This is a genomic window from Agrobacterium sp. CG160-95 (assembly GCF_053521725.1).
Map to the genome: position 1 here is coordinate 51,010 of NZ_JBNWDU010000003.1, position 20,455 is coordinate 71,464.

Genomic DNA, 20,455 nt, shown 5'->3' on the forward strand with positions numbered 1-20,455 from the left:
AATCATTACAATATAATAATTGACATGATTTTATTTCGCTCTCAACATGACAATCATGAAGAGCGAAAACCTGTCCATATCCGCCGCCGACAACTTGCTTCCAGTCTCACTGGCCGCGATAAAGCGAGCAGCGGCGCGGCTTGCGGGACAGGTGGAGCGCACACCGCTGGTTCGCTCGGACTTTCTCTCTGAGCGCTGTGGTCATCCCGTTCATCTCAAACTTGAAACCCTTCAGCCCATCGGCGCCTTCAAACTGCGCGGCGCGATGAACGCCATTCTCTCGCTGGACGATACGACGCGCCAGCGTGGCCTCGTCACCGCCTCGACGGGCAATCATGGCCGGGCGGTGGCCTATGCCGCAGACAAACTCGGCATCCCCGCCACAATCTGCATGTCGGCGCTGGTGCCGGCAAACAAGGTGGAGGCGATCCGCGCGCTCGGCGCGGAAATCCGGATTGTCGGCAGATCACAGGATGATGCGCAGGAGGAAGTGGAGCGCCTGACCAAAAGCAGAGGCTTGACCGCTATCCCGCCTTTCGATCACGCCGACGTCGTGGCTGGCCAGGGCACTATCGGCCTCGAGGTCGTCGAAAACATGCCTGAACTGGAGACAATTCTCGTTCCTCTATCGGGCGGTGGCCTTGCGGGCGGTATCGCCGTTGCGGTGAAGGCGCTGAAGCCGGAGGCACGTGTCATCGGCGTTTCCATGCAGCGGGGCGCGGCCATGCATGCGTCAGTCACTGCCGGGCGGCCCGTCACCATCCAGGAAGAAGAAACGCTGGCGGATTCGCTGGGAGGGGGGATTGGATTGAAAAACCGGATCACATTTGCGCTCTGCCAATCTCTTCTCGACGAGATCGTGCTGGTATCCGAGGAAGAGATCGCAGCCGGCATCCGCCATGCGACGCATGAAGAAGGTCTGACGGTCGAGGGTGCCGGCGCAGTCGGTTTCGCGGCGATCCTCTTCGGCAAGGTGGACATCACCGGCCCAACCGCGATCATCGTGTCGGGTGGAAATATCGATCCGGCGGTTCACAAGACGATCATCGAAGGGCCTGCCGCATGAGCCAAATCACCATCCTAACCGAAAAAGATCTGCGCGCTGTCGTGAAGCTCGACCTGTCGGCAGTCGAGTGCGTGGAGCAGGCCTTTGCAGCGCTCGCAACCGAAGCGGTCGCCATGCCGCCGATCTTGCGGCTCGATATACCAGAGTTTCGTGGCGAGGTGGATGTAAAGACGGCTTATGTGCCGGGTTTTGACGGTTTCGCCATCAAGGTCAGCCCCGGCTTTTTCGACAATCCCAAACTCGGTCTGCCGAGCCTCAACGGGCTGATGATCCTCTTCAGCGCAAGGACCGGACTGGTGGAGGCCCTTCTTCTCGATAACGGCTATCTCACAGATGTGCGTACCGCCGCAGCCGGGGCGGTCGCAGCACGGCATCTCGCCCGCGAAGACGCTTCCGTCGCAGCAATTTTCGGAGCGGGCATGCAAGCCCGTCTGCAGTTCGATGCGCTGAAACTGGTGCGACCCATTCAATCCGCACGCATCTGGGCTCGTGACCATCAAAAGGCCGAGGTGCTCGCAGGCGATCTGGCACGCGAACACGGAATAGAGGTCATCGCCGCGGCCGATCCGCAGACCGCTGTCCGGGGCGCCGACATCGTCGTGACCACGACGCCAGCCGAAAAGCCGATACTGTTTGCCGGCTGGCTTGAAGAAGGCCAGCATCTGACGGCCATGGGATCGGACGCCGAACACAAGAACGAGATCGATCCGGCCGTATTTTCCAGGGCGCGCTATATCGCAGACCGGCTTTCGCAGACCCGAATCCTCGGTGAATTGCACCACGCTATCGCCGCGGGGCCTGTCACGCTGGATCAAGAATTCGCCGAGCTCGGTGCTGTCATCGCTGGCAAGGCACGCGGTCGCGTATCGAGGGGCGACATCACCTTTGCCGATCTGACCGGCACCGGAGTGCAGGACACCGCCATCGCCAATCTCGCGTTTACCCGCGCAAAAGACGGCGGCAGCGGCCAAATCATCGAAAACAGTGTGAAAATGGGAGACGCAGCGTGAGCGTAACGCTGAACTTTACGCGCGAGGAATATGCCGCGCGCCTGTCCAAAACCCGCGACGCCATGGAAAAGGCAGGCATCGACCTGCTTGTCGTCACCGACCCATCCAACATGCATTGGCTGACGGGCTATGACGGCTGGTCCTTCTATGTCCACCAATGCGTGCTGGTGCCGCCGCAAGGCGAGCCGATCTGGTATGGCCGCAAGCAGGATGCCAATGGCGCCAAGCGCACCGCCTACCTCGCCCAGGACAACATCATCGGTTATCCTGACCACTACGTTCAATCGACCGAACGGCATCCGATGGATCTGTTGTCGAAGATCTTCGATGACCGGGGCTGGTCAGGCCTGTCGATCGGCGTCGAGATGGACAATTACTATTTCTCGGCTGCTGCCTTTGCATCCTTGCGGAAACATCTGCCGAACGCCCGCTTCAAGGATGCCGCCGGTCTTGTAAACTGGCAGCGCGCGGTCAAAAGCCCGACCGAACTCGACTATATGCGCAAGGCCGGCAAGATCGTCGAGCTGATGCACAAACGTATCGTTGACGTAGTCGAGCCGGGCATGCGCAAATGCGATCTCGTCGCCGAGATCTACGATGCCGGCATTCGTGGCACTGCGGAATTCGGCGGGGATTATCCCGCGATCGTACCGTTGCTCCCGTCGGGTGCCGATGCTTCTGCGCCGCATCTGACATGGGACGACAAGCCGATGCGCTTGGGCGAAGGCACTTTCTTTGAAATCGCCGGCGCTTATCGCCGTTATCATTGCCCGCTCTCTCGCACTGTCTTTCTCGGCAAGCCGACGAAGGCGTTCCTTGATGCGGAGAAGGCCACGCTTGAGGGCATGGAGGCCGGTCTTGCGGCTGCCAAACCCGGCAATACCTGCGAAGATATCGCCAATGGGTTTTTCGCGGTGCTGAAAAAATACGGCATCATCAAGGACAACCGAACCGGTTATCCCATCGGCCTCTCTTATCCGCCGGACTGGGGCGAGCGCACCATGAGCCTGCGCCCCGGCGACCGCACGGAGCTGAAGCCCGGTATGACGTTCCATTTCATGACCGGTTTGTGGCTGGACGACATGGGGCTCGAAATCACCGAGAGTATCGCCATTACCGAAACGGGTGTCGAATGCCTCTCCAATGTGCCGCGGCAACTGTTCGTGAAAGGCTGAGAGATGTTAAGCACCGCGCTACGCCCCTCACCTATCACGTCGTCGGTCGATTTTGACAGGAAAGGCGTGCAGCACGGTCATCTGCGGCTACCATACAGCCGCGATGACAGTGCATGGGGGTCGGTAATGATCCCGATCTGCGTGATCGCCAACGGCGAGGGGCCGACAGCCCTTTTGACCGGCGCCAATCACGGCGACGAATATGAGGGGCCGGCCGCACTTTTCGAACTTGCCCACACACTCGATCCAGATGACGTCAGCGGGCGTATCATCATCGTGCCAGCACTCAACTATCCGGCCTTTCGCGCGGGAACACGCACCTCGCCGATCGACCGCGGGAACCTCAATCGCAGCTTTCCCGGTCGTCCGGACGGTTCCGTGACGGAGAAGATCGCCGATTACGTGACACGCCATCTGTTACCGCTTGCGGATATCGTTCTTGATTTTCATTCAGGCGGCAGGACGCTTGATTTCCTGCCTTACGCTGCCGCTCACGAATTACCCGACAAGATACAGGAAGCCCGGTGCTTTGAGGCGGTGGCAGCTTTTGCTGCCCCCTATTCGATGAAGATGCTGGAGATTGACGCCGTCGGCATGCTGGACACAACGGCCGAGGAACTGGGAAGGGTCTTTGTCACCACCGAGCTTGGCGGCGCGGGCACGGCCAGCGCAAAATCGATCGACATCGCCCGCAAAGGCACCATCAACCTGCTGCGCCATGCAGGCATCCTGACCGGCGCCGCGGTGCCGGCGCCGAGCCGCTGGCTGGATATGCCCTCCAGCGACTGCTTCACCTTTGCCGAAGATGACGGGCTCGTCGTCTTCGTCCGCGATCTCGGCGACACGGTCAAGGCAGGTGAAACCATCGCCAGGGTCTACCCTGTTGGAAAAACCGGTCTTGCGCCGGTCGAATACCGCGCCTCTATCAGTGGCGTGCTCGCAGCGCGCCACGTTCCCGGCCTCATCAAGGCCGGCGACTGCCTTTCCGTCATCGCCACGGTCACGGAGAATACCTAGTCCGAAGAATGAAGTGAGATCCGAAAACGGACCACGCAACCCAACCAGAGGAGTTAGAACATGAATATGACAAAACTCGCCGGGCTTTCCGCCCTTGCTCTTTCCATCAGCGTGACAGCGGTCAGCGCACTCACCCTCGAGGAGGTGAAGAAGCAAGGCTACATTCGCGCAGCGACTGCCAATGAAGTGCCCTATTCATACATGCAGCCCGACGGCACCTCTGCCGGCATCGGCCCCGATGTCGCGAATGCAGTTCTGAAATCGATGGGCATCGAGGAGGTCAACTGGACGGTGACCCCATTCGGCACGCTGATCCCCGGGCTGAAGGCGCGTCGCTTCGATTTCGCAGCCGCCGAACAGAACATTTCGCCCGAGCGCTGCAAGCAGGTGGCCTTCACCGAACCGAACTCGTCCTATGGCGAAGGCCTGCTGGTGAAGAAAGGCAATCCTAAAAAGCTGACCACCTATGCCGATATTGCCAAGGATCCTGCATTGAAGGTCGCCGTCGTATCTGGCGCCAACAATGTAGACTTCCTGCGCGCCGTCGGCGTCAAGGAAGATCAGATCGTCTTCATCCCTGCCAATGCAGATGCCATCCCCACTGTCCAGAGCCGCGCCGATGCCTATGCCGCCACGGAACTGACAGTGTCAGAACTGGCCAAGGGCCAAGCCAATGTCGAGCAGGTGAAGCCCTTCGTTGATCCTGTCGTGAAGGATGCGCCTGTGCGCAACTACGGCGGTTTCGCTTTCCGGCCGGAGGACAAAGAATTGCGTGACGCCTTCAACGCCGCGCTCGTCGAATTCCGCAAGACCGACGACTACAAGAAAATCCTCGCAAAATACGGCCTCTCCGAACAGAGTATCGCGGCCGCGGCCGAAAAGAAGGTCGCCGATCTCTGCGCCGGAAAATGACGCCAGCCGGCGCCCGGGCGTTACCGGGCGCCGATTGCCATGAACTCGGGAACACTCCAGATGGACATGACCGCCTACCTGCCGATGTTGTGGCAAGGCGCCGTCGTCACCATGACGATTACGCTCGCAGCACTTGTTGTCGGCACGGTACTCGCCTTTTTCTTCGGCATTCTTCGCGTCGAGGGTGGACCAATCCTATCGACAGTCGCATTGTGCTACACGGAGGTGTTTCGCGGCACCTCGCTGCTGGTCCAGCTTTTCTGGTTCTATTACGCGCTGCCGCTCGTCGGTCTGAGTTTCGATCCGGTCACCACCGGCGTCATGGTGCTCGCCGCCCATGCGGGTGGGTATGGCGCCGAGATCGTTCGCGGCGCGTTATCTTCCGTTTCGGTGCAGCAGCTGGAAGCCGCACGAGCGCTGAACTTCACACGGATGCAGACGCTGTTTCGCATTTCCTTGCCGCAGGCGATCGTCGAGATGATGCCGTCCTTCGGCAATCTGGCCATCGAAACGCTGAAGCTTTCCTCACTCGTATCGCTGATCTCGATTGCCGACCTCACCTTCGCGGCACAGTCGATCCGCAACCTGACGCTGGATAGCACCAGCATCTATTCGATCACACTCCTCTGTTATTTCGCGATGTCGCTGATCCTGATGGCCATCATCCGGGTGATCGAACATGTCGTGCGGCGCGGCAATGTGTTTCCGCGCACTCGCCATTCGTAAGGATATTCAGTCATGATGTATGGTTACGAATGGGACACGACCACCTGGATCACCTACACGACCTCGATCCTGCCCATCATTTTGATCGGCCTGACGGTAACGCTGAAAGCAGCCGCCGCCGGCTTTGCCATCGCGCTTATTCTGGGGCTGGTTTTTGCGCTGCTGCGCCGCAGTCGGGTGAAATTGATTTCCTGGCCGACCGCAGTTGTTGTCGAATTCCTTCGCGACACTCCGCTTCTGGTGCAGCTTTTCTTCCTCTACTACGTTCTTCCGGAATTCGGCATCGTTCTGCCGGCGTTTCTCACCGGCGCGCTGGCGCTGGGCCTTCGATATGCCGCCTATACGTCTGAGGTCTATCGCGGCGGCATGGAGGCGGTGCATCATGGCCAGTGGGAAGCCGCGACTGCGCTTAATCTGACGCGCATGCAGACGTATCGGGATATCATCATCCCGCAGGCCATCCCGCGCATAGTTCCGGCCATGGGCAACTATCTTGTCGCCATGATCAAGGAAACGCCGGTGCTTTCCGTCGTCACGGTTCTAGAGATGATGGGGCTGGCAAACATGATCGGCGAGCGCACCTTCGAATATCTGGTGCCGCTGACGCTTGTCGGCCTGATCTTCCTTCTTCTGACCATAATCTGCTCAGCAGGCCTCAGCCGCCTGCAAAGGGCGCTTCCAAAAGCAGGAATACCCTTGCGATGACAAACAACACCAATCAGCCGCTGATCGAATTTTCCGATGTCACAAAGCGGTTCGGCATTTTGACGGTCCTCGACCAGTTCAATTTCACCGTGGCAAAAGGCGAAAAAGTCACTCTCATCGGTCCTTCCGGCTCCGGTAAGTCGACGGTTCTGCGCATTCTCATGACGCTGGAACCGTTCCAGGAGGGAAAGCTGACGCTGGCGGACATTTCCTACCATCAGGCCGGCGGCAAAGGCCACTTCCAAGCCTCGGAAAAACACCTGCGCCAGATCCGTAACCACGTCGGCATGGTTTTTCAGAGCTTCAACCTTTTCCCTCATATGACGGTGCTGCGCAACATCGTGGAGGCGCCGGTGCGTGTACTGGGCATTGCCCGGCCGGAGGCAGAAACACGGGCAATCGAACTCCTGAAGATGGTCGGCCTGGCTGATAAGAAGGATCACTATCCAGTGCAGCTTTCTGGCGGCCAGCAGCAGCGTGTCGCCATTGCCCGCTCTCTTGCCATGCGCCCGCGTGTCCTGCTTTTTGACGAACCAACCTCCGCCCTAGACCCCCAGCTGGTCGGCGAAGTGCTTTCCGTCATCCGTGGCCTGGCCCACGAGCACGATTTGACCATGTTACTTGTTACCCACGAGATGCGTTTCGCTCGGGAAGTGTCGGACCGGGTCTGCTTCTTCGACAAAGGGCGTATTTGTGAGCAAGGAACGCCAGAAGAAATCTTCGGCGCACCAAAGGAAGATCGGACCCGCGAGTTCCTGTCATCCGTTCTGCGGTAACCGCACTCTCACAAGACCAGGAAACAGCCATGACCACAGCGACGACGAGGTGGCAGATGTGCTCGATGATGCTGAATAGGGTGGTCAGACCGAAGGCGACCTGAAGCAGTTCCCCGAGGCGGCTGAGCAAAATAGCCGTCGCCCGCCGCAACGTCTCGCCGCTGCCGCGGGATTTGCTCATTAATCAAGTGTTGGCGAGGCATTAGGGTTGTGGGCTTCGACAATGAGCGGGGTAAAGGCGATCACATACATCTGGACGGCCATGAGTTTCCTTACCGATTCACAACAATCCAACAACTGATTGAGGACTTTTTGTCTGAGGTCGAAAAACGGAGGCAGTCATGAGAACTTTGACCATCACGACAAATGCCGACTGGAAACCGGCATTACGCGTAGCAGGTAAGCGCGCTGCTATTGGCCTCGAAAGCGGTGAGTATCAGGGTGAAACGCTAAACTTTGAGACACCCGACGCATTCTTTTCGCGTCTCACCGAGCGCCGTTGGGAGCTACTGAACGTCCTTCTGGGAAGTGGAACGGTTGGCGTGCGAGAGCTTGCGCGCAGACTGAACCGGGACGTCAAGCGCGTCCATGAAGATGCTGCGGCGCTAGTCGAGTTGGGACTGATTGAGAAGGACGAGCGCGGTGCATTAAGTTGCCCGTTCGAGCATATTCATATCGATATGATGATGGTGTCAGCAAGACAGGTGGCGTGATAGAAGAGAGGGCGCTGACGTGTAGCGCGATTAGCGTCGATTATGGCGAGAGGAACCGCCTTCGGCCCTTCCCCTCCCGGTCCCCTCGATACGGACACGGCACCCTGTTGATCTGAACCCTTCAAACTGGACCGTTTTTGGTTAGAGAGTTCCGGTGCATTTTCCTGACTGGGAAAGGAACGGAAGACGATGAAAGCATCGCAGTTTTCGGACGCACAGAAGGCGTTCATTCTGAAGCAGGGTGATGAAGGAGTGTCGGTGGCGGAAATCTGCCGGTGCCACTCCAGTTCCGCCGAAGTGCGGACGAACATCGGCTGGTCGCCAGCACTGGCTGCGCAGCAAACCAGACACGGTTTGGCAGGTCCGACCAGATGGCGAGGAGCATTCACATGAAAGTTGAAAAAATCACTTTAAATCCAGGCGATCAGATTCCCAACAACCAGACCTTCCCTGTCATCATCTATCGACAAGTCGGCTCGCCATTCGATTCCGCTGCTTTCGAGGCACTGTTCGCACGAAACGGATGGCGCGGCATCTGGCGCAATGGTGTGTTTGCCTATCACCATTACCACAGCGGAGCGCATGAAGTTCTGGGCGTGGGGGGCGGTGAAGCGACGTTGCAGATTGGCGGGCCGGATGGGCAAACCTTGCACGTTACGCAAGGTGACTGTCTGGTCTTGCCAGCCGGCACAGGCCACATGAAGCTGAAATCCTCTGCGCATTTTCAGGTTGTCGGCGCTTATCCACCCGGCCAGGAGGCCGATGTTCAGACGTCTGCACCAACCAGTGCGATGCTTGCACAGATAAAGTCTTTGCCAAAGCCGACAACCGACCCCGTGTACGGAGCATCGGGTGGCCTGATCGATCTCTGGTGAGAATGAGCCGGGTTTTCGAAACCTGCCAGCTTCCTTCACTAGTAAGAAGTATTGAGATTGCTCCGTGATTCAAGCCTCGGAAAGCTCCTGCTTCACCGCCCCCCCCGCAACGCGCGCAATACTCAGGAGCCGCTCCACGTCGCGGCCAATCCGCGCCATGGCGGAGAGACCGACCATGGTCGAACTCACGAAATCCGCCAGACGCTCAGCCTCTTCCGGATGGCGCGCGGCAATATAGGAGCGGATCACGCCCTCTGCCGTCGTGTGAAAAACGCTGGCTGCGGCACGCGCCTCTTCATCATCGCAGCGCGTACCTTCCAGAACGAGGCAGCCAGGGGCTGCGGAATGAGCGGCATAACGCCTTGCCGCATCTTCCAGCAACGCCGCAAGGCATTCCCCAACCGGACGATCCGGCCGCAGGATATCGGCAAGAGGAATTGCTTCCGTGCCGGCGTAGAGATCAAGAACCCGCTTGTAGAGGCCCATCTTGCTACCAAAGGCGGCATAGAAGCTCGGCGGGTTGATACCCAATACCGAGGTGATCTCCGCGACGCCGACAGCATCAAAGCCACGCGCGTGGAAAAGCTGCTTGGCCGTGGCCACAGCCTGATCAGGATCAAAACGGCGCGGACGGCCGCGGGAGCGAATGTTTTTTGTATCGATCATTACATAATATCTTGACGAGTGAGCTGTTACATATTTATGTATCGATCATTAAATTAATTTTCAAGGTCATGGAGAGTGCTCGTGTTTCAAGGAAAATCCGTTCTGGTTCTCGGCGGCAGCCGAGGCATAGGCGCAGCCATCGTGCGGCGGTTTGCAGACGAAGGTGCAAAGGTAACGTTCACCTATGGCGCATCCCAAGGTGCGGCGGAACACCTGGCGAAGGAGACGGGCAGCACTGCCATACGGGCGGACAGTGCTAGCCGCGACGAAGTCATCCGCGTAGTGCGTGACAGTGGTCCTCTGGACATATTGATCGTGAACTCCGGGATTGCCATTTTTGGCGATGCTCTCGAGCAGGACCCTGATGCCATCGACCGTCTGTTTCAGATCAACATCCAGACGCCCTATCACGCCTCTGTGGAGGCGGCGCGGCGGATGCCTGACGGTGGCAGGATCATCGTTATCGGCTCGGTCAATGGAGACCGGATGCCGGTGCCGGGCATGGCCTCTTATGCCGTTTCCAAATCGGCCTTGCAGGGGCTGGCGCGCGGTTTGGCACGCGACTTCGGGCCACGCGGCATCACCATCAACGTTGTGCAGCCCGGCCCGATCGACACCGACGCGAATCCGGAAAACGGGCCGATGAAAGACCTGATGCACAGCTTCATGGCACTCAAGCGCCATGGACGGCCGGAGGAAGTGGCCGGCATGGTGGCCTGGCTTTCCGGGCCTGAAGCCGGTTTTGTGACGGGCGCGATGCACACGATCGATGGCGCATTTGGCGCCTGATAAGCAGATTGCCTGATTGTTTGCGGCCGGTTTCGGGACAGCACGATGGTGTTGCTCCCGAAACCGGCGAATAGAATGCGGCGAAGGAAATTTCGCCGCGATCTTATCGGTTTTGCCTTTGGGTGATCTATCGCGGCATTCGGGCGAAGCCCTTTGCCAAGATTGGGCCGGTTGGCCTGCCTGTTGGTGATCCGCCTGCCTGCTCAAGCGTGATCTCGTAGAGCTGGTCGCTTCTCGGGGTCGGTAAAGCCGGTCCATCGAGACGCGCTGAACGAACGCCATCGATCAGGCCGAGCGAGACCGGGCCAACATCCTTGGACGGCAATGTCCATACCTGGATCGTCTTGTCTCCAGGCACTGCAAAATCGGCCAGCATCCGCACGGTTGCTCTTTCGTTGCCGAAATCCTCAACAACGGCCTGAACCTCACCCGTCTCGTTGACGAGGACTGCGATCACCAGCGGCTCCGTTGTCCGTGTCAGGCTAAACGTAAGGCCGGCGGCGAGCACAAAGGTTGCGGCAATGGCGGACACGGCAACGGCGCGCCAGCGGTTTGTGCTGTTGTCATTTGCCGTGTGGGTGGGCTTGAGGGATGCGGATTTCGACTGGAGCGGCAGGCGGGATTCGATGTTGCTCCACAATTCGCCCTTGATGGCTGCCGGCTCAACGGTGGTATCGAGCGGCAGAAAACGCTCACGGCTGGCCGCGATTGCCGCCCGCAATTCGCCATCTGATTCCATTGCTGCTTCAACAGCCTTGGCTTCGGAGGTCTCCAGCAAGCCCAATACATAGTCATCGGCGATGGCGGGAATATCTTTGCGCTCCATCATCATGCCATGCACTCCCGAAGCGCCGAAAGGCCGCGCCTGATCCAGGACTTCGTCGTTCCAAGCGGAATGCGCAACCGGCCAGCGATTTCGCCGTGGGAATATCCGGCCACGTAGGCCATCAGGATGCCCTGTCTCTTTGTCTCCTCAAGACCGCCGAGACATTCATAAAGGCGTGAATTCCGATCAAGCTTCTGCCATGCGGCCATTACTTCATCTGCCTGCGCGCCATCGCGGAGCGTTTCAACATCCTCCACGGGGAGTTCACGCCTGCTGTCGCGCAGAAGATTAAGCGCCCGGTTTCTGACGATCGCGTAAATCCAGCCGCGCGCCGACCCCTGGTCTGCCCGATACTGGTGCGCATGGGTCCAGATGCGCACGAAGCTCTCCTGTACCACCTCTTCCGCCAGTTCCCTGCGCTTGACGATGCGCTCTGCCACTGCAATCAGCCGGCCTGCCTCGCGATCGAAAATCGCACGCAATGCGTTTTTGTCCCCTTTTGCGCAGGCAGTAAGCGCCCTGTGGAGATCGTCCGGCACGGAGCCCATCTGCATTTGAAACCTTTCAACGTCTGATCGCCAGCATGGTCGGCTTAGGCATAATACCCATCGTGGCGGCATATGGATGCATCTCGCAAATATTTTTTCGCTGTCTGCATCCAAATGCACCCTGCCCGGTGTCTTGAACTGTGGAAGCGTCGAAAACCAACCGCTGGACGCCTTCCGAACGGTTCAACGCACGGGAGAAACACCATGAATATCATCCGCTCCACTCTGATCGCCTCCGCCGCTTTCGCTGCATCGGCAAGCATCGCGGTTTCAGCACCGGTCCTCGGGCTAACCGGCGACAAGACGCTCGTCATGTTCGACACCAACAAGCCTGCCGTCACAAAGACAATGGATGTCACCGGCGTCGACAAGCTCATTGGCATCGATTTTCGCCCCGGGAACAAGACTGTCATCGGTGTAACGCCGGACCACCGCATCGTCTCCATCAACCTTGAGACAGGTGCTGCAACCGATGTGGCCAAGATGGACAAGATGCTGACCATGACCGAAGCGCCTGTTGTGGTCGATTTCAACCCAGCAGCGGATCGTCTTCGTTTCATGACCGGCACGACCAATCACCGCGTGCATCCCGATACCGGTGCGGTGACGGTTGATGGAACACTGGCTTTTGAAGATGGCGACATGCACAAGGGAGAAGCGCCAAACATCGTTGCCGCCGCCTATACCAACTCTATCGGCAAGCCGGAAAAGACGGCGATGTACAATATCGACGCGACCATCGGCGCCCTGGTTCAGCAGACGAAGCCGAATGATGGCACACTGAAGGCAATCGGCAAGCTCGGCCTCAAGGACATGCCGGCAACCTACGCATTCGATATCCACGGCGAGGAAGGCGGCAAGAACACCGCATACCTGGCCGCCGGCAACACGCTCTACACCGTCAACCTCGAAACCGGCGCTGCCACCGAAATCGGCGGGATCACAGGCGCAGACAACGGCTTGCGCGACATCACTATTCTTCCCGCGATGTGATTGGGGGTCGTAGACTGGGGATTTTAGTTGTCAGAAAGGGCTGGTCCGGTTGTGCGGGCCGGCCTCTTTTATTTAATCGGTAATGTTGACGATCAGATATTCGGAAACAGATCTTTTTGTTGGGGTGTATGACAGTCGTCCATTAACGATCGAGCGTAAGCCAACGAAAATATTGATAACACTGACACATACACCCACCGCCGTCAAAGAACCGATAAGTCCCCGCGACACCTTACCAGTTCCCTCAGTCTTGCCGTATCGCGCACCACATCGTCTTCGCTATCTTTCCATAGGCAAACACAAATACGGAACACCCTGTTCGAAATGCGTGTCTAACTCGAGATATTTTTCACCTAATGGTTGACTCCATGTGATCTATTTAAATACCTGCTACTAAAAGTTTATGCGCATATTCTAATGCTGGGGGGGCATGATGGGTGGCAGGTTGAGCTCGTGGAAAGACGCTGCAGGTCGTGCGGTGTCCTGTCTTCATACGATATCCAGAACGGGCGCCATCGCTCTTTCGCTTCTCCTTGTGATAGTGACACAGGCGCTTGCCCAGTCAGTCACGGTTTCGGCCGTCCCTGCGACGTTCAATGGCCTTGGCGATAACATCCGTTTCGATTACGTCATTGATCCCGGCTCCTACACCATCACCAGCATCAATCCCACAACCACGTCCATCAAGGGTGCAGTCGTATCCTGTCCCAGCGTGGGCAGCGGCCTTGAATGGCCCAACAAGCTGACATGTACTGCGGCTTACCGCGTCGACGAATTGGATGTCATGGCCGGGCAGTTTTCGGATTTCGCCAGTTTCTCCGGCACCCGGGTGGGCGGACATTCTTTCAGCTTTACCAGCAATACGCTCGTCGTACGCGCCGTAGCAGGCGGGCCTGTCGTCCTGTCGGTAACGTCTTCGCCCAACCCATCCTTGCCCGGCCAAGAGGTGGAAGTCACGGCAACCGTCTCCTCCATGGGCTGCAATGCCGGCCAGTCGCCTCCGGGGAGCGTCAGCATTTCCATCGGTTCCCAATCGGCCAATCTCGGTCTGGCGCCGACCGGGCCGGTGAGCCCGGCATCTTCCGCCACCTTCCGGACGACGAGCCTGTCATCCGGAACATATCCAGTAAGCGCTTCCTACACAGGAGGCAGTGGCTGCAGCACATCTTCCGCAAGCGGCTCCAATCACACGGTCGAAACCAAACCGACTGTGACGATCAATCAGGCAACAGCGCAAGCGGACCCGACGTCCCGGTCGCCGATCCTGTTCGACGTCGCTTTCGACAAACCCATTGTTGGTTTTTCCGGCGCCGATGTGCAGCTGTCCGGCACGGCCGGCGCCACCACGGCCACGATTTCTGGTTCCGGTCCAACCTATCAGGTGGCGGTGTCGGGCATGAACCGGGCCGGAACCGTTGTTGCAACGATTCCAGCCGGAAGTGTCACGACACCGGCCGGCCTCGCAAACGAGGCGTCGACGAGTTCGGACAATTCGGTCTCATACGACCCGGTCAAAATCGCCCCGGTCGCGATTGCCAATCCAGCCTATCAACAGGTCTATGGTCCGGTGGGCCTGACCGCGAGCGGCGGTAGTGCGCCCTACAGCTTTGCGGTCTCAGCAGGCACGCTGCCGGGCGGGCTTTCTCTTTCCAGCAACGGTGAGTTGACCGGCACTCCAACTCAGACCGGCAATTTCAGTTTTACCGTGACGGCAACCGACTCTGGCGGGGCGACAGGACAACAATCCTATTCCGTTTCCATTGCGGCACCCGTGATAGATATAAGTCCCACTTCCATCCCCAATGCGACGTATGACATAGCCTACAACCAGACCCTAACAGCCTCGGGCGGTGCGTCACCACACAGCTTCTCAGTGAGCACGGGCTCGCTGCCGCCGGGCCTTTCATTGGCTGGCTCAGGCGAGCTTTCCGGCACGCCGATCTTGTCGGGCACGTATAACTTCACAGTCACCGCATCCGATGTAAATGGCCAGAAGGGCAGCCGCGCTTATTCCATCAGTGTCGCATTCACTCTGCCCGATGCGCCGGTGGGTCTGATGGCAACCGCTGGTGACACCCAAGCGGCCGTGTCCTTCCAGCCGCCGCCACGCAATGGTGGTGTGGCGATCACGGGTTATATCGTGACTGCGACCCCCGCAGATGTGGCGCCGGTAGCAGGGGTGAACAGCCCCATCGTTGTCACAGGTCTAACCAACGGCCAAAGCTACACGTTCGCGGTTACCGCCGAAAATGCTGCCGGTCAGAGTGTCGCCTCCGTTCAATCAAACAGCGTTACTCCGAAAGCGTCACAGACGCTCACGTTCAACAATCCGGGGCCGCAGACGTTTGGAACGACGCCCACGCTGACGGCTAGCAGCGATTCCGGTTTGACTCCGATTTTTACTTCCGTCACGACTGGCACCTGCACAATTACAAGCAGTGGCCTTCTGACCTTTGTTTCTACAGGCACATGTACGATCAATGCGGATCAGCCCGGCGACAGCGATTATCTTCCTGCGGGCCAGATCACGCGCTCGTTCACCGTCAATCCACAGGCACCTGTCGCCAACGCGGTCTCGGTCAGTGTCGCACCTGATTCGTCCGACAACGTCATCGCTCTCAATGTGACGGGTGGAGACCCGGCCAGCGTCGCCATCGCCACGGCTCCGTCCAATGGCAACGCGACAGCAACCGGAACCATGATCACCTATACGCCAAGATCGGCATATACGGGTCAGGACAGTTTCACCTATACGGCAACGAATGTCAGCGGTGTGTCTGCGCCTGCAACCGTCACAGTTCTGGTCACGGCGACGACACTCGTCTTCTCTCCCTCCGCAGGACGGCTGACGGATGCATTCGTCGATATGCCCTATAGCCAGACCGTCACAGTATCAGGCGGCAATGCACCCTATCAATATACGAGCAGCGGCGCGCTGCCCGATGGCCTCAACCTGAATTCCGCCACCGGAGAGATCACGGGCAATCCGACGACGGAAGGAAATGCGAGCTTCAATATCACCGCACGCGACACCAACGGCGTTACCGTTTCTGCTGCCTACACCATAGCTGTCCTGGTTGCCGCGCCTGTCGCAAGCGACAGCACAGTAACCGTCGTCGCAGATAGTACCGGCAATCCCGTACCTCTCGGCATATCGGGAGGCAGGCTGGACACAATCGCTGTTATCACCGGCCCATCACACGGAACTGTCAGCGTGATCGGCACCAGTGTTACCTACACGCCGAACAGCGGCTATTCCGGCACCGACAGCTTTACCTATTCGGCGAGCAACTCTTCGGGCAATTCGACCGCCACGGTCACGATCACAGTTACACCGCCAGCGGGCGCCCTCGCCCTTTCACCCGCAGGCGGAGCTTTGACGGAAGCGATGGCAGGAGAAGCTTACAGCCAGTCCATCACGGCTTCCGGCGGCACCAACCCGCTGCTCTACAGCCTTGCCGGCGGTACATTGCCAAAAGGTATGATCCTCAATCTTTCAACCGGCGAACTCACAGGTCCGCTGGAGACCGAAACCGAGGGTGACTATAGCTTTACCGTTCAGGTGCGGGACGCTCGAGGGGCAACCGCTGCAGCAGCCTATACGCTGAAAGTGAAGTCCCGCGAAATCAACGTCGCCAACCGGGAGATCAGCGTAGCGCCGGGCGCAACACCGCCGAATATCAATCTCGCCACAGGCGCCACGGGCGGTCCCTTCACCGGCGCCGATCTCACCTTTGTCAGTCCTGCCAACGCCGGTCGGGCAAGCATCGTGAACGGCGAATTCGCTCAGGCCGGCGGTACGCAGGCGACGGGATGGTACCTCAAATTCATCCCCAATCCCGCATTCTCGGGTCAAGCCCGGGTGGGTTTTCGTCTCGTCAGTGCACTGGGTGCCTCCAACCAGGGGACCGTCACCTATAATCTCGGTTACGATGCTGCACAGGTGGCAGACGAGATAAATGATCTCGTGCATGGATTTGTCCGCGCCAGACAGAACATCATCGCGTCAACGATCAAGGTGCCGGGCCTTCTTGAACGGCGACAGATGGTCAACGCCACCAGTGCCGTCACTTCACGTGCAATGCCTTCCGGAGAGGGCATGGTTCTGAGTTTCGCCACCAGCCTTGCGCAGATCGAAGCTGCCCGAAACAACGCCGATGGCGTGACGAGAACGGAAATGCCGCTTTTCAACATCTGGCTTGACGGCTCGTTCCTTGTCCACAACCGGGATGAATCGGGAAGCAAATGGGGCAGCTTCGCCATGGTTTCAGCAGGTGTGGACTATTTGCTTTCCGACAAGGCACTGCTTGGTTTTTCCTTCCATTTCGACCGCATGACGGATCCGACGAACGGTGACAACGAGTTGACCGGTAACGGCTGGCTCCTTGGCCCCTATGCCTCGTTTGAAATCGCCAGAGGCGTTTTCTGGGACACCAGCCTGCTGTATGGCGGCTCTGCGAACGACATCGATACACCCTTCTGGGACGGTTCCTTCGATACCAGCCGTTGGCTTTTCGACACGTCGATCTCGGGACGCTGGGAAATCAATGACGTCACGACCTTCACGCCCAGATTTCGAGGTGTTTATCTATCCGAGACTATCGAAAACTATACAGTCGGCAATGACGTTGGTGACCTGATCGAGCTGCGCGGTTTCAAGGAAGAGCAACTGCGTGTCAGCCTCGGCGCCGAGATTGCGCGCCAGATTTCCCTTGAAAACGGTTCCATCATGACACCGAAATTCGGCGGAACAGTTGGCATTTCGGGGCTGGATGGAGAAGGCGCCTTTGGCTCCCTCAGCACGGGAGTAACATTTGAGACTGCGGAAAACTGGTCCATTGACGCCGGCCTCCTTTTTAACATTGAAGGCGATGGGGAAACCTCGGCTGGTGCAAGAGTGGGTGTCAGCAAAAAGTTTTAGACCAGAGGCGTCGTCACCATCACAATCGTCGGATAACCCCTTGCAGACGATGGCACTCACCATTCGATCCTTGAACCGTCATAGGCAAAAAACTGCCCTGTTTGTGCCGGTGTGAGACCATCGATTGTTTCCATCAGGCGCGCGGCAGACTGCTGCGGGGTGAACAAGTCTTTGCCCTTCGAAAATTGCTGGGACAGCTCTGTTTCGACTGTTCCGGGATGAAGTGCCACGATGATGGCCTGTGGGTTTGTGCGGGCGATTTCGATGGCTGCGGTTCGGATGATCTGATTTTGAGCGGCCTTGGATGCTCTGTAGGAGATCCATCCGCCCAATCTGTTGTCGCCAATCGAGCCAACGCGAGCGGACAGGGAGGCAAAAATGGTTCGCCTGTCTCTGCGCAGAAGCGGGGTGAAATACTTCAAGAGCAAAGCAGGGCCTATGGCATTGACCGCAAACTGCCTCGCCATGTGAACTTCGTCGATCGCCCTTATCGATTTTTCAGGACCGGCACCATCGACCGTCAAGGCACCGGTTGCATTGAATATCAGGTCGAAGGAGCCGCGCTGAGCCTCCAGACGGGCGGCAACTTCGCGCACTCTGGTTTCGTTCGTTATGTCGAGACCATCGACGCTTCGCGAGAGCGGCAAGGCGAACGCGCAACGAGGGTCGGCCTCGAAGTACGACAACAGGGCTCCACCAATGCCGCCGGATGCGCCCAAGACGATCGCCCTGTAGCCATTTTCAAGCGACTGCATCATCCATGCGCTCCATCAGCTGTTATTTCTGGACCGGAAACTCGAGCTTGCTGACGTCGTAGCCAAGCTCACGTGCTTTCATGATCATTTTATTCAGCTTCGTTATGGACGGGATGTTGCGGGCGTAGATCCACACATCGCCGGTCGACGGGTTGGCGCTGATGAACCAGGACTTATCAGGCGATTTGTAGAAAACCCAATAATTGAATGTGATGAAAAGAGGGTAGCGAACGCGCATCTTCGCATTGGTTGATCCGAAATCCTCGATCTTGCCGACGCCGTTGACCGTCTTGAGGCGACCATTCGGATTTCCTGCTCGACAGCCATCTTCTATCAGCACTTCATCCGCCGATGCTCCCTGCCGATAGGTGGAATATCCTGCAACACATCCGTCTGTCAGCAACATGGGTGTACGGCCGATTTCAAGCCAGGTACCGCGGTAATGATCGAGACCGACGGCAACTGGTTTGGGGGCTGCGGAAACCGCAAAACCGGCAAACAGAAACAGCGAAAATGTCATGGCACCAATCACGCGGTTACAATGTCTAAGCATAAACTCCTCCTGTCGATGGCACGGCTCTTGTTCAGATTTCGGATCGCCGTGAAATGCCGGCATATCTAAGGGCGATAAAGACCATGAGGCTGGCGGCAGAGAACGCATTCAGATTGAGAAGCGTTGCAAGATCGTCTGCCGACCAGGATTGCAGCGGCGCGCCCAGAAACGTCCGCGAGAAAAAGAAAGCGATGAAGACGAGGATTGCCATCGCATATTGCCAGAGCTTCTCGTCTGCGCGGAACGACATGGCTGCAAGCATGATGCAGGCTGCGAAGAAAAATTCGGTGCCAGAAGCCTGGCCGAATAGTTTGGTTTCAAACAGCGTGTCGATTGTTCCCACCAAAGGGAGAGCGAGGCGCGCGGCCAACGGGGATTTTTTCGCCAGGAATGGTATCGCGAGAAAGAATGGCACCGACAATAGGGTGACAAGCGATGCCGCAGCTCCGTCATCGACCAGATACCACACGTAAAGCGGATAAAATGGCTTGTTGAGGATGATGACCCAGGCAACGGTTATGGTTGCTCGCGTCAGATCATCTCTTGCAGCAGACCCTGCATTTGCGGGCTGGCTAGCGCGGCTTTGAATCTCCATCGGACCCAGATTCGTCTCCCTTTTCGCCTGAACATTGAAGGCGCAAGCCATGTACGAAAGGCGAGCCAATTTGGTTTCATCCTGCCAAGAAAACTTTAGTCATCCTGTTCGTCACCATTGTTGCGACGCTGGGACCATACCCCGCCAATGAACCACGACTGAATAATCTCTTCAGCTTCCGTTCCAACGGGACCGTCTACAACAAAGACGTTCAACCGCGGTCTTATCCGCCTGAGGAGACAGTCATGATCCGTACGTCTTTCGTTGCAATTGCACTCTCCGCTCTCGTTGGCTTCACCGCCACGGCTCCCGCCATGGCCAACGATGTGCGCATCGAACAATATGGGTGGTCGAACTCTGCCGGTGGTGCACAGGAAGGTTATGGCAACCGGATCCGCACCTACCAGAACGGCGGCTATAGCGTGCCGCTACACATGCCGGGTGCGCTTCAGGCTATCGTCACATTCGGCGCTGAAAAAATCGACCTATCTACCGAAGCAAAAGGTATTCTGCACATCGTTGCAATTTATGCCCACAATCGCCTCAGGGCGCTTCTTGAGCAACAAAGCGGCGCTGGTAGGAAAAACGCGCCCTATATAACCCAGCACGAACGCGACGTAATTCGCTGGTGTGCGGAAGGCAAGACCAATTGGGAGATTGGGCAAATTCTCGGGCGCTCTGAGAAAACCGTCCAGCATGAGCTTCACAATGCCCAGCGGAAGATGAACTGCGTCAACCGTGCGCAGCTCGTAGCCGAAGCCATCCGCATAGGCATCATTCGCTGACAATAGGCAGAACGGCCTATTTACCCAAAAGCGCGCTGCATTATCCCTA

The 20,455-nt window shown here is 57.9% G+C and carries 21 protein-coding genes; 15 read left to right on the forward strand and 6 right to left on the reverse strand.

What is annotated here, in order from left to right; translation table 11 throughout:
• The first annotated feature begins 46 nt into the window (after positions 1 to 46).
• The 11 genes from eutB (at position 47) to ACQZ63_RS11710 (ending at position 8,975) form a co-directional block, all read left to right on the forward strand.
• On the forward strand, positions 47 to 1,066 hold the full coding sequence (gene eutB / locus ACQZ63_RS11660) for a hydroxyectoine utilization dehydratase EutB (protein ID WP_060642586.1): 1,020 nt from the start codon (positions 47 to 49) through the stop codon (positions 1,064 to 1,066).
• The gene (eutC, locus tag ACQZ63_RS11665) at positions 1,063 to 2,076 is read left to right on the forward strand and encodes an ectoine utilization protein EutC (protein ID WP_013761009.1); all 1,014 of its coding nucleotides are present in this window, start codon (positions 1,063 to 1,065) and stop codon (positions 2,074 to 2,076) included. The genes eutB and eutC overlap by 4 nt, the downstream gene beginning before the upstream one ends.
• Positions 2,073 to 3,251, forward strand: a complete 1,179-nt coding sequence (doeA, locus tag ACQZ63_RS11670) for an ectoine hydrolase DoeA (protein WP_013761010.1) — start codon at positions 2,073 to 2,075, stop codon at positions 3,249 to 3,251. Before eutC ends, doeA begins: the two co-directional genes overlap by 4 nt.
• Positions 3,252 to 3,254: 3 nt before the next feature.
• Positions 3,255 to 4,268 carry a N(2)-acetyl-L-2,4-diaminobutanoate deacetylase DoeB gene (gene doeB / locus ACQZ63_RS11675; protein WP_013761011.1) on the forward strand — a complete coding sequence of 338 codons (1,014 nt, stop codon included), beginning with the start codon at positions 3,255 to 3,257 and terminating at the stop codon, positions 4,266 to 4,268.
• 60 nt (positions 4,269 to 4,328) lie between these two features.
• A complete protein-coding gene (gene ehuB, locus ACQZ63_RS11680; RefSeq protein ID WP_004431450.1) occupies positions 4,329 to 5,180 on the forward strand; it encodes an ectoine/hydroxyectoine ABC transporter substrate-binding protein EhuB in 852 nt (283 codons plus the stop codon).
• Positions 5,181 to 5,240: 60 nt separating this feature from the next.
• Positions 5,241 to 5,906, forward strand: a complete 666-nt coding sequence (gene ehuC, locus ACQZ63_RS11685; protein ID WP_019566767.1) for an ectoine/hydroxyectoine ABC transporter permease subunit EhuC — start codon at positions 5,241 to 5,243, stop codon at positions 5,904 to 5,906.
• Positions 5,907 to 5,918: 12 nt separating this feature from the next.
• Positions 5,919 to 6,611, forward strand: a complete 693-nt coding sequence (ehuD, locus tag ACQZ63_RS11690; RefSeq protein WP_448799164.1) for an ectoine/hydroxyectoine ABC transporter permease subunit EhuD — start codon at positions 5,919 to 5,921, stop codon at positions 6,609 to 6,611.
• Complete coding sequence (ehuA, locus tag ACQZ63_RS11695; RefSeq protein ID WP_448799165.1) at positions 6,608 to 7,387, forward strand: ectoine/hydroxyectoine ABC transporter ATP-binding protein EhuA; 780 nt, start codon at positions 6,608 to 6,610, stop codon at positions 7,385 to 7,387. The genes ehuD and ehuA overlap by 4 nt, the downstream gene beginning before the upstream one ends.
• A 210-nt stretch (positions 7,388 to 7,597) precedes the next feature.
• The gene (locus ACQZ63_RS11700; RefSeq protein ID WP_448799166.1) at positions 7,598 to 7,732 is read left to right on the forward strand and encodes a toxin-antitoxin system TumE family protein; all 135 of its coding nucleotides are present in this window, start codon (positions 7,598 to 7,600) and stop codon (positions 7,730 to 7,732) included.
• A complete protein-coding gene (locus ACQZ63_RS11705; RefSeq protein WP_448799167.1) occupies positions 7,729 to 8,100 on the forward strand; it encodes an HVO_A0114 family putative DNA-binding protein in 372 nt (123 codons plus the stop codon). Before ACQZ63_RS11700 ends, ACQZ63_RS11705 begins: the two co-directional genes overlap by 4 nt.
• Before the next feature lie 389 nt (positions 8,101 to 8,489).
• Positions 8,490 to 8,975, forward strand: coding sequence for a cupin (locus tag ACQZ63_RS11710; RefSeq protein ID WP_113049259.1), 486 nt, complete (start codon positions 8,490 to 8,492; stop codon positions 8,973 to 8,975).
• A gap of 69 nt (positions 8,976 to 9,044) precedes the next feature.
• Here the strand turns inward: ACQZ63_RS11710 and ACQZ63_RS11715 are convergent, their stop codons facing one another.
• Positions 9,045 to 9,641 (reverse strand): TetR/AcrR family transcriptional regulator, encoded by a 597-nt coding sequence (locus ACQZ63_RS11715; RefSeq protein ID WP_112401799.1) that lies wholly within the window; start codon positions 9,639 to 9,641, stop codon positions 9,045 to 9,047.
• Positions 9,642 to 9,722: 81 nt separating this feature from the next.
• Between ACQZ63_RS11715 and bdcA the strand changes: the two genes are divergently transcribed.
• Positions 9,723 to 10,430, forward strand: a complete 708-nt coding sequence (gene bdcA, locus ACQZ63_RS11720) for an SDR family oxidoreductase (RefSeq protein ID WP_448799168.1) — start codon at positions 9,723 to 9,725, stop codon at positions 10,428 to 10,430.
• Between the two features lie 127 nt (positions 10,431 to 10,557).
• On the opposite strand, the gene ACQZ63_RS11725 is transcribed toward bdcA, so the two are convergent.
• Positions 10,558 to 11,262: an anti-sigma factor gene (locus ACQZ63_RS11725; RefSeq protein ID WP_025594842.1), complete on the reverse strand. Its 705-nt coding sequence runs from the start codon at positions 11,260 to 11,262 to the stop codon at positions 10,558 to 10,560.
• Entirely contained in the window at positions 11,259 to 11,804 is a 546-nt protein-coding gene (locus ACQZ63_RS11730) for a sigma-70 family RNA polymerase sigma factor (RefSeq protein ID WP_025594844.1), read from the reverse strand. The genes ACQZ63_RS11725 and ACQZ63_RS11730 overlap by 4 nt, the downstream gene beginning before the upstream one ends.
• A gap of 204 nt (positions 11,805 to 12,008) precedes the next feature.
• Between ACQZ63_RS11730 and ACQZ63_RS11735 the strand changes: the two genes are divergently transcribed.
• Together ACQZ63_RS11735 and ACQZ63_RS11740 are read left to right on the forward strand one after the other, a co-directional pair.
• The gene (locus tag ACQZ63_RS11735; RefSeq protein ID WP_065688601.1) at positions 12,009 to 12,797 is read left to right on the forward strand and encodes a DUF4394 domain-containing protein; all 789 of its coding nucleotides are present in this window, start codon (positions 12,009 to 12,011) and stop codon (positions 12,795 to 12,797) included.
• A gap of 433 nt (positions 12,798 to 13,230) precedes the next feature.
• Positions 13,231 to 17,718 carry a putative Ig domain-containing protein gene (locus ACQZ63_RS11740; RefSeq protein WP_448799169.1) on the forward strand — a complete coding sequence of 1,496 codons (4,488 nt, stop codon included), beginning with the start codon at positions 13,231 to 13,233 and terminating at the stop codon, positions 17,716 to 17,718.
• Positions 17,719 to 17,774: 56 nt separating this feature from the next.
• On the opposite strand, the gene ACQZ63_RS11745 is transcribed toward ACQZ63_RS11740, so the two are convergent.
• The 3 genes from ACQZ63_RS11745 to ACQZ63_RS11755 are packed head-to-tail and all read right to left on the reverse strand — an operon-like array spanning position 17,775 to position 19,621.
• Positions 17,775 to 18,476 (reverse strand): SDR family oxidoreductase, encoded by a 702-nt coding sequence (locus tag ACQZ63_RS11745; RefSeq protein WP_162690595.1) that lies wholly within the window; start codon positions 18,474 to 18,476, stop codon positions 17,775 to 17,777.
• 19 nt (positions 18,477 to 18,495) lie between these two features.
• Positions 18,496 to 19,026 carry a lipocalin family protein gene (locus tag ACQZ63_RS11750; protein WP_448799170.1) on the reverse strand — a complete coding sequence of 177 codons (531 nt, stop codon included), beginning with the start codon at positions 19,024 to 19,026 and terminating at the stop codon, positions 18,496 to 18,498.
• A 31-nt stretch (positions 19,027 to 19,057) separates the two neighbouring features.
• A complete protein-coding gene (locus ACQZ63_RS11755) occupies positions 19,058 to 19,621 on the reverse strand; it encodes a hypothetical protein (RefSeq protein WP_076845953.1) in 564 nt (187 codons plus the stop codon).
• Between the two features lie 245 nt (positions 19,622 to 19,866).
• On the opposite strand from ACQZ63_RS11755, the gene ACQZ63_RS11760 reads away from it, so the two are divergent.
• Positions 19,867 to 20,406 carry a LuxR C-terminal-related transcriptional regulator gene (locus ACQZ63_RS11760; protein WP_448799171.1) on the forward strand — a complete coding sequence of 180 codons (540 nt, stop codon included), beginning with the start codon at positions 19,867 to 19,869 and terminating at the stop codon, positions 20,404 to 20,406.
• Positions 20,407 to 20,455: the final 49 nt, after the last annotated feature.

What these genes read in the sequence shown, in the direction of transcription:
- eutB (WP_060642586.1), top strand. Translation starts at nt 47, where the DNA reads ATGACAATCATGAAGAGCGAAAACCTGTCCATATCCGCCGCCGACAAC.
- eutC (WP_013761009.1), top strand. Translation starts at nt 1,063, where the DNA reads ATGAGCCAAATCACCATCCTAACCGAAAAAGATCTGCGCGCTGTCGTG.
- doeB (WP_013761011.1), top strand. Translation starts at nt 3,255, where the DNA reads ATGTTAAGCACCGCGCTACGCCCCTCACCTATCACGTCGTCGGTCGAT.
- ehuB (WP_004431450.1), top strand. Translation starts at nt 4,329, where the DNA reads ATGAATATGACAAAACTCGCCGGGCTTTCCGCCCTTGCTCTTTCCATC.
- ehuC (WP_019566767.1), top strand. Translation starts at nt 5,241, where the DNA reads ATGGACATGACCGCCTACCTGCCGATGTTGTGGCAAGGCGCCGTCGTC.
- ehuD (WP_448799164.1), top strand. Translation starts at nt 5,919, where the DNA reads ATGATGTATGGTTACGAATGGGACACGACCACCTGGATCACCTACACG.
- ehuA (WP_448799165.1), top strand. Translation starts at nt 6,608, where the DNA reads ATGACAAACAACACCAATCAGCCGCTGATCGAATTTTCCGATGTCACA.
- ACQZ63_RS11705 (WP_448799167.1), top strand. Translation starts at nt 7,729, where the DNA reads ATGAGAACTTTGACCATCACGACAAATGCCGACTGGAAACCGGCATTA.
- ACQZ63_RS11710 (WP_113049259.1), top strand. Translation starts at nt 8,490, where the DNA reads ATGAAAGTTGAAAAAATCACTTTAAATCCAGGCGATCAGATTCCCAAC.
- ACQZ63_RS11715 (WP_112401799.1), bottom strand. Translation starts at nt 9,641, where the DNA reads ATGATCGATACAAAAAACATTCGCTCCCGCGGCCGTCCGCGCCGTTTT.
- ACQZ63_RS11725 (WP_025594842.1), bottom strand. Translation starts at nt 11,262, where the DNA reads ATGATGATGGAGCGCAAAGATATTCCCGCCATCGCCGATGACTATGTA.
- ACQZ63_RS11730 (WP_025594844.1), bottom strand. Translation starts at nt 11,804, where the DNA reads ATGGGCTCCGTGCCGGACGATCTCCACAGGGCGCTTACTGCCTGCGCA.
- ACQZ63_RS11735 (WP_065688601.1), top strand. Translation starts at nt 12,009, where the DNA reads ATGAATATCATCCGCTCCACTCTGATCGCCTCCGCCGCTTTCGCTGCA.
- ACQZ63_RS11740 (WP_448799169.1), top strand. Translation starts at nt 13,231, where the DNA reads ATGGGTGGCAGGTTGAGCTCGTGGAAAGACGCTGCAGGTCGTGCGGTG.
- ACQZ63_RS11745 (WP_162690595.1), bottom strand. Translation starts at nt 18,476, where the DNA reads ATGATGCAGTCGCTTGAAAATGGCTACAGGGCGATCGTCTTGGGCGCA.
- ACQZ63_RS11750 (WP_448799170.1), bottom strand. Translation starts at nt 19,026, where the DNA reads ATGCTTAGACATTGTAACCGCGTGATTGGTGCCATGACATTTTCGCTG.
- ACQZ63_RS11755 (WP_076845953.1), bottom strand. Translation starts at nt 19,621, where the DNA reads ATGGAGATTCAAAGCCGCGCTAGCCAGCCCGCAAATGCAGGGTCTGCT.
- ACQZ63_RS11760 (WP_448799171.1), top strand. Translation starts at nt 19,867, where the DNA reads ATGATCCGTACGTCTTTCGTTGCAATTGCACTCTCCGCTCTCGTTGGC.